The 1639-nt window shown below is 40.3% G+C and carries 1 protein-coding gene; it reads left to right on the forward strand.

The features are described 5' to 3' along the window. Positions 1-249: 249 nt before the first annotated feature. Positions 250-1470 carry an IS110 family RNA-guided transposase gene (locus AC3II9_RS21335; RefSeq protein ID WP_489158708.1) on the forward strand — a complete coding sequence of 407 codons (1221 nt, stop codon included), beginning with the start codon at positions 250-252 and terminating at the stop codon, positions 1468-1470. Positions 1471-1639 lie beyond the last annotated feature (169 nt).

Consider the following 1639-nt stretch of genomic DNA (forward strand, 5'->3'; position numbering starts at 1 on the left):
GCAAACATACTAACATTAGTAGTACAAACCACGGCCATGGTTTGTGCTACTATTTTTTTATAGTAGAAGTGAAGGAAAGCCGAACACTCCCTTGGATCAAATAAGAATCCGTATCGCAAACAGGCTAACTTCACATCCTTATTTGAATCAGTTTAGTATGTTGGGTCCCCGAGATCGTGTAAAAGAAAATGGAATCGATAAGGTACTGTGAAGACTTCTATGACTGGCTAAAAAGGAGAAGGAAAGATGATCAAACATGTCGTGGCATTTGATGTCAGTATGGGAAAAAGTACGATGGTCATTTACAACCGCTATCGTCAATGCGAGTTTGAAGGAGAAATCTTACATAATCGGCCATCTTTTGAGCAACTTCATGAAACACTAGAGCAGCTCAAGAAACAAGATGGACAGGCACCTGAAATTGTCTTCGAAGCAACCGGTGTGTATTCAAAAGGATTAGAGAAATTTCTGCAAGATACGCACTATCCCTACTGTTGTCTGAATCCGGTTCAGGCGAAAGAAGAAACAAAATCTATGAGAAGACAAAAAACAGACAGAGCAGATGCGCATAAATTAGCCCAAACGCACTTCCGAAACGAGCGTGTTCCTACCTATGTAGAGGACGATTATTATAAACAAATGCGGGCGTGGTCACGCTATTATGATGAGCTCGATACAGAAATCAATCATTTACATAATCGAATGCATGCCATTTTACAACAAAGTTTCCCAGAACTCGAAACACTCTTTTCTACACGTTCTGCGCTCTTTTTAAATATTGTGCAATTGTACCCACACCCGGATGAGGTACTTGCTCATTCGAAAACCATCATTCGTAATCGGTTAAAGCAAAATACACGAAAAAACCTTTCGCTCAAACGAGCAGAGGAAAAAGCCGAATGCTTAGTAGCGGCAGCGAAGGATTCTTACCCAGCCCTATCCCATCCAGATGTTCGATGCGATCAAGTACGTGATTACGCGCGAAGAATAGCGGAATTGAAAGAAAAGAAAGAGCAATTGATCAAGCAAATGGTGGCCCTTTCAGAAGAAAAAGTAGAATATCAGGTGTTGATATCGTTTCCAGGGATTGGTGAAACAACAGCCGTCCGGATCATCGGGGAGTTAGGAGATATCCGCCGTTTTAAAACACCTAAGCAATTAAATGCGTATGTAGGGATTGATGTACGTGTCTATCAATCAGGTAAATATGAGCTGAAGGATATCATTAATCGCCGTGGGAACCGGCATTTGCGAAAAATCTTGTTCTTTATGGTGAAAACGATGATTACATTACGTCAAAAAACAAAAAATCACTTTGTGGAGTATTACGACAAATTAAAAACGCAACCTCAGAGGAAGCCCCATAAAGTTGCGTGTGTGGCGTGTATGAATAAGTTCTTGAAAGTCGCATTTCATCTTATTACACACGGAATAACCTATGATTACGAAGCAGCTACCAACTATTCGTAATCGATTACCCCTACTATAACACAATGGACCTGGCGAAAAAACGAAAAATCGTGAGGTCTTTTTGGCATGCGAAAATTTTTTGTTTAGGAGGGGGTACCCCCTCCTAAACAAAAAAAATCATCTCTTCGCATTAATTGTTTTTATAAAACCTATTGACTGGAGGTAAGAA

The sequence above is a fragment of the Lysinibacillus sp. RU7 genome, from assembly GCF_057837305.1.